Below are 10,000 nucleotides of genomic sequence, written 5' to 3'. Positions count from 1 at the left end.
GAGATGCGAAAACAATTCATCATACGATACGATTTGGGATCCAAAGGAGCCATGATCCGAGGCATCTAGTGCTTCTTTGCAAGGAGCATCATGAAATTACCCATGTTATGGATAAGAAATATTTGGCAAAAAGGTGAGCTTGAGAATCAGTGTTGAATCGATGGGTTTGGGGAGGGTTGAGTGGTAGGTGTTGGATTGGCTTTTTGTAGGGTTATGTTCAAAGGTATATTGTCTTGAAAGGTTTTGATGGTTTTAGTAGTATTGCTGCGTTATACAAAACTATGAAGCTTACATCTGAAGAAGTTCGGCACATTGCGCATCTGGCACGGTTAAAATTAAGTGAAGAGGAGGTTGAAAAATTTTCTACTCAGTTGACCGGTATTTTGCAGTGGATGGAAATGTTAAAAGAAGTTGATACTGACGGGGTAGAAGAGACGTGTCAGGTTACAGGCCTTGAAAATGTACTTAGAGAGGACAGTGTAAAGTGTGATTTGATTCCCGGTGATGTATTTGAAAGGCGGGACGCTTTACTTGCTTGTACCGAATTACCGGTTGAGCGCAAACAAATAAGAGTACCATCGGTATTGTGATATTTGTAATTTGGTACTTAGTTTTACTCTTAAGAGTAACATTTGAAGGTAAATCATATATTCTAAATAATAAAAACATATTTTGACTCTAGACTTAGAAAATTTAACAATTGGCAGTATACACTCCGGATACAAAAGTGGTGAATTTACGTGTGAAGAACTAACTCGCGCTTATTTGGCGCAGATAGCTGCACATAACGAAGAATTGAATGCTTATTTGACTGTAGATAGTGAAGGTGCGATTGAGAGAGCAAAAGAAATTGATGTGGATATCTCTCGTAAAGTTAAAGCAGGTGAAGAGTTTTTGCCTCTTGAGGGGGTTCCATGTGGACTCAAAGATATTTATGCGAGCCAGGGTATGCGAACGACCAATGGTTCTAAAATTACAAAAAATATGATTTCGCCGTATGATGCGACTGCAACGAAGCGGCTAAAGGATGCCGGAGTAGTTATCCTCGGCAAACAAAATATGGATGAATTTGCTTGTGGAGCATCGACGGAGCACTCTGCGTTTGGTGTAACAAAAAACCCTTATGATTTAACTCGTGTAGCCGGTGGATCGAGTGGCGGCGGAGCCAGTGCTACTGCCAAAGGTATGGCAGTTTTTTCAATGGGTACTGACACAGGTGGTTCTATAAGGCAGCCCGCATCTTTTTGTAATTTAGTTGGACTCAAAGTTACTTATGGTAGAGTTTCTCGTGCCGGAGTCACTTCTATGGCCTCTTCTTATGATACGATTGGACATTTTTCTTTGACTGTTGAAGACTCAGCTCGAGTACTTCAGGTTACAGCAGGAAAAGATGAATATGATTCGGTGACTCCTGACAAAGAAGTGCCAAATTATTTGGAGGCTCTCGGGCAAGATGTGAAGGGTCTCAAAATTGGTGTTCCAAAAGAGTATTTTGAAGATGGAATAGATGAAGAGACAAAAATTCGAGTAAAAGAACAAATTGGAAAATTAAAAGCAATGGGTGCGGAAGTCATAGAGGTGAGTTTGCCGACTACCAAATATGCAATGGCTGTTTATTATATTTTGTCTCCGACAGAGCTTTCTGCAAATTTAGCTCGTTTTGATACGATACGTTATGGCTCAAAACCGGAAGGTCAGACAAAAGATTTGTATGATTATTATTGTTCAGGTCGAGAGGCTGGATTTGGAGATGAAATCAAAAGAAGAATTATGATTGGAACTTATGTTTCATCTAGTGGATACGTCGACGCATATTACAAAAAAGCACAAAAAGTTCGTACTGTTATTATAAATGATTTTAATAAAGTTTTTGAAACTGTAGATGTTTTGATTGCTCCGGTTACACCGACCCCTGCATTTAAAATCGGAGAAAAATCAAATGACCCGGTAGCTATGTATATGGCGGATGCTTTAGTAAGTCCAGCTTCTTGCGCAGGGCTCAGTGCCATGAGTGTTCCCAGTGGATTTAATTTAGAAGGCCTCCCTATCGGTACACAAATAATAGCTCCTCAGTTCCGTGAAGATTTGCTTTTTAGAGTAGGGAGCAAGATCGAGGATAGGGGTTAGCAATTTGTGACTACGAATTTTTGTAGGGCAAGTTCGAATTCGGAATGGTCGTTTACGCTTATTTTGATGCCGCCGGATTTGAAAGATTTTTCTATGTCGAGTAGGGCGGAATAGATTTTTTTGAGTTGTTTCATTGAGAAATTTGCGGCTTGCTTCATCCCATTTGTTATCACAAATGGATGTTCCGGCACTTCGCGCCGGACATCTGCTTGCTGCATACCTTTGTCCATACAGTCCTTGATTTGAATTATTATTCTAAACTGGCGGACAATCATGTGAAAAATCATTGGCATTGCCTCGTTGAAATTTTTCATTTCTTCTAAAATTTCTATGGCGGTTTTTACATTTTTTGCAGCGATTGCATCTGTGAGTTTAAATATATTGTGTGCGAGTTTGGGCACTGTTATTAGATCGATATCTTCTTTTCTGATTTGTTGATGCAATCGATTTAGTGAAAGTTTTTCGAGCTCGCATGCGAGCTCTACCATGTTATTGCCACAGACTTCCGTTAAATATTTCGCATTTTGAAGTGTTATTTCCGAGCCGGAGTTTTTTACTATTTTTATGATCCAGTTATGTAGAAGAAATCCCTCTAAATTTTTGAATTCTTCTGCACGGTAATTTTTGATAAGATGTTTGAATAATGAAAGTCTTTTGTCCGGAGACTGCGTTTCCACAAAAACCAAAATCGTGAAGTCCGCAATTTTTTCTAAATAATCTATTAGAGCTTTTTGGTCATCAGCCAGAGCTTTTTGGTTATTAGCCGGAGTTTCTTGGTCATCAGCTTTTTTTTGTAAAAATCCTTTTACGATAACAAGTTTTTTTTCACTCAAAAAAGGCATCTGATTTGTTTGTTCATAAATGTCTTTGGTATAAGTTATCGAACCATCAAGCTTGAGAAGATTCAGATCTCCGTGTTTTTTGACAAATTCCCGCTCCCAGAGCTTGAGTTTCTCATTGATTAAATATGTATTTTCTCCGTAGAAGAGAATGATGTTGTTCATTGAAATGTGAATATATTCACATGGTGGGGACGCAATATTACTACTTTTACCTGGCAACTCGCAACCATTTCAGGTCGATTGCATCTTTGAGGCCGGGAGGCGTGTTACGGAGAGCTCGGTTATCGTATCGAATTACGACATTTCCTCCATCGAGGACCGGTGCGCCTATGAAGGCTCTGTTGTTTATAAGTGGTTGTAGGTTTCCGAATACTGATCCTCGGAATATTAATTGTTTGTTTGAAATGTCACCGATATTGTTAAATGCTCCACCTCGGCTTACATAAACTCCGGCTAGATTTTGAACGTTTGTACTTATATTTATATCTCCCATCACGATAAATGCGATTGAGCTGATTTCATGATCCTGTAAATTTATGTCATTCGGATAAGTTATGTCGCTATTTATATTTAGGTCTCCATCTACGATTATAGTCTTCGCTCCTCCTTCAAGTACTGGAATTGGCTGACCATTGCCTATCGTTACGTTTCCATTGAATTTGTAAACTTTGCCACGAGTACCTTGATCATTAAGTTGTGCAAATGGATCATAGTTGGCGGCGTAGTTCTGTAAACTACTTGAGCTGAGGTCTCCCAATAGCACATTATCTATAAACTCTCCATATCCATCTAAGTATTCAAAATCTACTTTTTGGTTTACTTTGTATGGTTTCCATTCGTCATTTGTATTGTTTGGGTCATAGTAAACCTGACAAATAAATGATGATAAAACATGTGGAATCAAATTATTCCCGTCCGGATTATCACATTGTGAGGCTGTTGTGCCTCCGCTTACTCCACCGCCAAACACTGTTTCAACAACCGAATTTAGTAGATTTCTTATAAACACAAGTCCATCGGAATTTCTAACTTCATCCTCCGTAAGTGCCGCAAGATTTGCTCCCGGATCCGCATCTGTATAAAACAGCACATCTCCTGCATTACGTGTGAGCGCGTATTTGCATGTACCATATAACGTCTCTGAATCACTGATAGTTTCAGTTTCTGTTCCTGCAGTATATGTACCAGTTGCAGTATTTGGGAATGATTCAGTTAAGCTTGTATTTGTTTCATCATCACAGAAATTTGAAGCGTATATGTGGCCTTGATATTCAAGCTCAAATTCAGTATCAGCTTCCATATTGTAAACAGTTATACCGTCTGCCGTATCTATTCTTCCTGTGAAACATAGAATTCCAGCATCTTCATATGTAGGTGGAGGAGGTGCGACCTCTCCCTCTGCTAATATAGGTGTAAGGTAAGTTTCAAGAACTTCACTACATTCATGTATCTGAGCAGCGTCCCCTCCCCACGTGTTGTCATTACCTTCTTGTAACCAGTGGACAGAAGGTTTGTCTCTGTAATATTTGATTACAACATCGCCGCTTGCATCAACTATCTCACGATTTATGAAGTTTGTTATGAATGGATTATTTGTATAGTCCGTTCCATCTTCGTAATCATAAAGAACGTAATCCATTGTATTTTGTGAGCCATCATCGAGTACCGCATAAATACCCGGATGACCGTTGATGGATTCCTCCGCCATAGTATCGGTTATGACAACTTCTCTAGGATATGAATCTGGATCTTCCGGATTTGTAAGTGAGTTCCAGTATGAGATTTGATAATTCACTTCACGTTCTATTTGATCTGTAGTATTACCTCCTGTTTCATGTACCCATCCGAATTTTTCAATCTGAGGTCCTGTTATCGTCATGATTGAATTTTGCAAAGTGTCACCACAAAGAGAGGTTGGGTATTTTTGATCCGTTACAATTATGGTAATGTCCTGCGATAAATCCGCATCGAAATAGAAGATTTCTTTTGATGATGTGGTCAGCCCTGTTTCTCCATCTCCATTTACCCATACAGAGGGTGGGATTGGCATACTATTGTAGATATAGTTATCTACAGCTGATGCTCCATCTAATGTTTCTGTATCTACGAATTTAATATTCGTATCTGTAGTAGAATATATAAACGGTCCATTGTAAGCAGGGGCCCCAGTGTCAAATACCGGTACGGTTGGTGAAACTATTTCTATATATCCTTCAGGTGCTGTAAGGATTTTTGGATTTGGTGTGATGATGTCCAGTTGAGGACAGTTATCTCCACCACCGTCATCTCCGTCACCTCCCCCAGGAGTATCTCCACCACCGTCATCATCTCCAGGAGTATCCGGGCCTTCAGGCTCGTTTGGTGGATTTGGTCCTTCTGTAATTGTGATTGTATCGCTACAAGCTCCGAATTGTTGCACTGAATCACTAACACTAATTGTATCTCCGATATTACCGGTATAAAGAACGCTCTTGTCGTTTGTATTCAAAAATCCTCCTGTACCTATACCATCATTTGAAGAGAAAATTCCATTTGGATTGCTACTTGAATAATTGAAAGTAGCAGTATTTGTTTCCCCCCAGTAATTTGGATTAGTTTCTATTTCTATGTATGCAGGGATGCTGTTGATTTGTGAATTACTTGTGATTTCGAGATCCGTACATGTTGTTGGCCCCTCCGTACCTGGAATACCAGGAGTGTCACATGAAATTGAACATGTACTGTCAGGTGTTCCATTGAGGATTCCGTCATCACAGTCTTCCGTTAAGTCTTGAATGCCGTCGCCACAATAAGGGAGTGTACAGTCTGCTCTACATTCAGAAGGACCTGTTCCATTGTTCACTCCATCGTCACAGGCTTCACCTGTATCAATTATTCCATCCCCACAAAGTGAGAAATTGGCATTGTCGTTACATTCTGCGCCTAAGCCTGATGCGAAGGCTGCTATAGATGTTCCTGCATTTGAAATATTTTCAACTTGGAAAGTCACGACGTCTCCGTCTTGTACTGGTCCAGCTGCAAAGCCACTTGGTACATTTGGGAGGCTATTTATTTCTGCAGTTGTATCAAGAGTCGCAAGACAGCTCACGGTTGAAGTTGGGTCATCACAGACATAGATTGTAAGATCTCCAGTCCAGCCTGTATCAGCCGATACGGTTATTATCCCATTAACAATCGTACCTTCTTCTAGGTATGTTGGGGCGATTGTGAGTAGTACGTCGTTACAAGCAAGTGGTCCTTCAGGGAATTCACAACTATCAGTACACTCTGGAGTTAGTGGGTTAGCTGAATCACAATCTTCTCCATCATTTACGATTCCATCCCCACAATATTCGAAACCACTTGAATCCTCACAAAATGGTTCGTTGATTACAAATGATGCGATCGTGTTTGAAGGATCTGAAATGTTTGTAACGGTTGCAGTTACTTGGTTTCCATCAACTACTGGGTCGACTGACACATCATTTGTTCCGTCATTAGTTACGACTGATCCGCTTGGTGATGTATTGATCGAAATTTCTGCGGTAGTATCTAGTGATCCTTGACATGAAGTCAGTGTAAAAGGAGAGCTACATACTAGTATCTCAAGTGCGCTTCCAGCCCAAGCTGGATCTGCGGATACATCTATAGTTGTATCAAATGCAGTTGAAGAATCTTCTAAATATACAGGAGTTGGAACTGTAGTCAGTGTTAAATCTGTACATTCAAAAGGTCCTTCAGGGAATTCACAACTATCAGTACACTCTGGAGTTAATGGGTTAGCTGAATCACAATCTTCTCCATCATTTACGATTCCGTCCCCACAATATTCGAAAGGTACGCTGTCGTTACAAGCTGGATCTTCAGGGAATGTGAATGTTGCGATTACGTCTGTTGGGTCAGATATGTTACTTGCGGTGAATGTGATTTGTTGACCGTCAGCTAGTGGGCCGACATTTAATTGTCCGAAGTTTATAAATGTATTTGGTCCGGTTGGAGTTAATACAAGGTTTGTTATTTGAACTGTTAAATCTCTGAATATGAAACATAACGTGTAGTCATTTGCATATGCAGCCGGACATACCATAGTTGAACTACTTCCTGTCCAAGTTGGATCTGCGGTAACATCAATATTTACATCAAATGCAGTTGAGGTATCTTCTAAATATATAGGTGTTGGAACTGTTGTGAGCTCTACATCTGTACATTCTCCCGGTGTTTCCCCGATCTCACATGTGTTGCTACAATCATCATCATCTATATTGTTTCCATCGTCACAAGCCTCTCCGTCGTTTATGATTCCATCTCCACACCATTCAAAAGGGGTGATGTCGGAACATGCTGGTTCAATAGGTAATGCGTATACATATAGTTGGCTTAATTCATTGTTAATATTTTCTATTTGTATTCGTACTTGGTCACCGTCACCAACCGGGCCGATTGTTGCGGCCGCTTGGGATACTGTGCCAGGTGTGTCGAAAATACTTCCGGTTGGAATATTGATTGAAGTGATTTTTGCGGTATGGTCGAGGCTGAGTACGCATAGCAATGGGTTTGTTGGGCTTGCACATACTAGGGCGGCTAAAGTTCCGCTCCATCCTGCAGATGCATTTATATCTATGGTTGCAGTCATTGTGTCACTGCCATCATCTAAGTATACATCGGGCTGTACACTTACCTCTAAATCTGTACAGAATTGAGGTTCTGATTCTGTAAGTGTGAATGTTTGTTCACAGAAACCTCTTTTGTCAGATAGGGCACGGATAGTAATATTGTCACCTTCTCCTGTGTTAGTAGAACATCCCGGCTCTCCCGTATTGATGTTGTACCACGCAGTTTTTGGGTCATTGATACCGAAGTCTACAGTTACTTCGTAAAGAATTGTTAAGTTTTGTAACGGATTTGGATCATCTGTGTAATCACTGCCGCCATCATCTATATCAAATACACCACATTGATTGTCAGTTCCAAAGACTATAGGTCCATTGTAGAATTCTGGAACGGTGTCTACTTCTATTTCAATTCCTGTTGCAAGATCGATTGTAAGGTCATCCAAAGTGATAGGAGCTATTAACGTCATATCCTGACAAGAAGGAAAGTACACAGCTTCTTTACAAGCTGAAGTTTTTTCTCCGTTCCCTGCCGGAGCATATACATGTAAGATTACTTCTTGATTTAGGTTATATACTTTGAAAGTATTTTGTTTGTAAGCTGCCCCTAGAGTTGAGTTTACGTTTGTTCGAAATCTATTAAATATAATTCCTGCATTGTTATCACTCATTGTAGTTCCCGAATTACAGCTGTCTTGTTGCATTCCAGTGGCTGCATTTGAACAGAAATGATCGACACTTGATTGATATGGAACCAAGTTACCTGAGCCGTCCGGTATTACAAGTTCCCATATGAGATCTCCTTCATACCCGTTTCGGTTTATTTGTATTATTAGCGGAGCTGTACTGTCTCCAACTATATAAAGTCCTTCATCCGTTCCGTCTGAAAAATTGATTGGCACCGGTGGATTACCATCTGCGGGTAAAATGAATTCATCGCGAAGTACAGGAAGAGGCTCATAAGCCGGCCATTGTTGCATCCATTGTACATCGAGTTCTTCACAAAGTGGCTCCTGCGCTGCTTCTACTTGGTAGTCGAAAAAATACCATCCATCAAATTCGAAACATCCCGGTACTTGATCTATTCCAAGTTCGAAATCTTCATTGACTATAGATGGATCAAAAGTTTCTGTAATCGGTACAGATGGTGGAGTTCCATAATCTTGAATAATTGTAGTGCTACCATTGGTTATTCTGAAAGGTACATGATAAGAAGGATTATTTGAATTCGGTGGGTTTGATGCGATTTGTTCATTGTATAGCCAAGTAGCATCAGGGATAGGTGTGAGCAGTATCGGCACCAAAGAATTTACTCTAGTTGTATCGGTTGCCATTCTGAGTATCTCCACCGTATTACCGTCGTTATCTAAATCGTCAACATCCCTGAGAGTAGGGCTGCTAGTATTATAAGGATTTTCATGATAAATATTGTTTGGTGCACTTATAGCGGCACGAGGCTTGTTCGGGTTCGTTTTGGTGTCAAATTGTAGTAATACATCATTTGCAATCGCACTTGGATTATCCGGATAACGTGAATTGTTGTGAACATAAACACCAAAACGAACTATGTCGCCAGGTTCTATATCCACTTGGTCTATCATAGCAGTATACTCATTTAAAGATGTGAATTGACCATTACAAGTTACATCGTTAGCATCATAGGCTTCGTTTGTTGAAGTTGAAGTGTTTGGATCGTCACATTTTGAGACAACCATAAATCTTCTTTCATCAACAACAGGGTAGGTTACATCATTACTATTTGTCCCTGTGTCGCCATTTTCATTACCTTGATAGAGAGCGAGTGTCCCATAATCTCCAAAATTACCATCCCATGGCCAACCATCTTCATCTATATTCCCATCACCGTCATTGTCTCCTCCGCCAGGTCTATCTTCATTAAATTCTCCATCCCCATCATCATCTACGTATGGGTTTTTGTCTTGTCCCGCATTGAAACAAAAATTATTGAATGAGTTTTGTGGGAGTGGACGAGTGTAGGTATCGACAGCTTCGCTGAATCTATTGTTACTATCTTGGTCTACGGCATCTATTATGTATCCTGAGAAATTATTTAAAACATCATAATACCATGTTGTTACTATTGGCCATCTGTCATATGGATTTGCAGGGTTATAATATTCAGGTGGCATCAATATACATGGTCTCGAAGGCGTTGTGTCCGGTGTCATAGGCCCACCTATTATAAGTGGAAGAGTTGGGTTTTTACCCAAAGGATTAAGTGACTCCACTATTTGTAATAGGCCATTAAAAGGGCTTTGAGCTTTTTTCGCCGGCTTTACCGCATAAGCAACATTTATTGCTAATATTATTATTAGCAATATTGTTAATGTAAGTCCTGGGATTTTCGAGAGGAATTTTTTCATGCGTTTTATAAGTGTAAATTAAGGGCGAATTATAGACTAGTCTTGGCTTTAAATAAAG

4 protein-coding genes are annotated in these 10,000 nt (G+C 40.0%); 2 read left to right on the top strand and 2 right to left on the bottom strand.

The genetic code is table 11. The features are described 5' to 3' along the window. Positions 1 to 281: 281 nt before the first annotated feature. Together gatC and gatA are read left to right on the top strand one after the other, a co-directional pair. Positions 282 to 590: an Asp-tRNA(Asn)/Glu-tRNA(Gln) amidotransferase subunit GatC gene (gene gatC / locus Q8P68_00710; protein MDP4007693.1), complete on the top strand. Its 309-nt coding sequence runs from the start codon at positions 282 to 284 to the stop codon at positions 588 to 590. A gap of 82 nt (positions 591 to 672) precedes the next feature. Then, the gene (gene gatA, locus Q8P68_00705) at positions 673 to 2,127 is read left to right on the top strand and encodes an Asp-tRNA(Asn)/Glu-tRNA(Gln) amidotransferase subunit GatA (GenBank protein MDP4007692.1); all 1,455 of its coding nucleotides are present in this window, start codon (positions 673 to 675) and stop codon (positions 2,125 to 2,127) included. On the opposite strand, the gene holA is transcribed toward gatA, so the two are convergent. Then, positions 2,124 to 3,131 carry a DNA polymerase III subunit delta gene (holA, locus tag Q8P68_00700; protein ID MDP4007691.1) on the bottom strand — a complete coding sequence of 336 codons (1,008 nt, stop codon included), beginning with the start codon at positions 3,129 to 3,131 and terminating at the stop codon, positions 2,124 to 2,126. The two genes, gatA and holA, sit on opposite strands and share 4 nt — an antisense overlap. A gap of 46 nt (positions 3,132 to 3,177) precedes the next feature. Next, positions 3,178 to 9,942 (bottom strand): hypothetical protein, encoded by a 6,765-nt coding sequence (locus tag Q8P68_00695; GenBank protein MDP4007690.1) that lies wholly within the window; start codon positions 9,940 to 9,942, stop codon positions 3,178 to 3,180. Between the last annotated feature and the right edge of the window lie 58 nt (positions 9,943 to 10,000).

The sequence above is a fragment of the Candidatus Peregrinibacteria bacterium genome (assembly GCA_030700255.1).
In the GTDB taxonomy this organism is placed as follows: domain Bacteria; phylum Patescibacteriota; class Gracilibacteria; order UBA1369; family JABINC01; genus JABINC01.
This window is presented reverse-complemented; position numbering and strand designations above follow the sequence as displayed.

Coding starts and splice junctions, on each gene's coding strand:
- gatC (MDP4007693.1), top strand. CDS start 282: ATGAAGCTTACATCTGAAGAAGTTCGGCACATTGCGCATCTGGCACGG.
- holA (MDP4007691.1), bottom strand. CDS start 3,131: ATGAACAACATCATTCTCTTCTACGGAGAAAATACATATTTAATCAAT.
- Q8P68_00695 (MDP4007690.1), bottom strand. CDS start 9,942: ATGAAAAAATTCCTCTCGAAAATCCCAGGACTTACATTAACAATATTG.